General features: G+C 61.6%; 1 protein-coding gene. It reads left to right on the top strand.

Features of this window, described 5'->3' with window-relative positions; translation table 11 throughout:
- Positions 1-522 (top strand): sensor histidine kinase (locus ACFQ2O_RS22405; RefSeq protein WP_377533259.1); only part of this gene is annotated, 522 nt, incomplete at its 5' end.
- Between the last annotated feature and the right edge of the window lie 25 nt (positions 523-547).

The following is a 547-nucleotide window of genomic DNA, read 5'->3' as shown; positions in this document are numbered from 1 at the left end:
GCCGCAAAAAACATCACGATCGAATTCAACATCGATCCGCAAGACGGATCCGACTCGGAAGAAAATGCAACGCAGGAACCCCACGTGTTCCGACTGGATCGCCGCGGAATGAGTCAACTCATCACCAACACTGCCAGCAACGCGATCGACGCACTCCCGGAATCTGGGACGATCACAGTCGCCTGGTCGCTGGAAGACAGCTCCGCCCGGCTGACGGTCACTGATGACGGCCCCGGTGTGCCTCCGGACTTCATCGCCGTGGCGTTCGACCGGTTTACCAGGCCGGACAAGGCGCGTACAGCGCGACCGACTGACGGCCAGCCGAAACTCGGAGGATCCGGACTCGGCCTCGCGATCGTCCAAGCCACAGCCCAGCTCGCCGGAGGCACTGCTTCAATGCGTAATCTCGACCCGCGCGGACTGGAAGTCACCGTCGTGATTCCACGGATAAGCCCCGAAAAGCCCAAGATAACTAAACGAGAGCGGCGTTTTGGGCACGCAAACACCGGGAAAGCCGGCTGAAACCGTCGGCCGCACGCCACGCACC

The organism is Pontibacter rugosus (assembly GCF_042678745.1).
Lineage (GTDB): Bacteria > Bacteroidota > Bacteroidia > Cytophagales > Hymenobacteraceae > Pontibacter > Pontibacter rugosus.
This window is presented reverse-complemented; position numbering and strand designations above follow the sequence as displayed.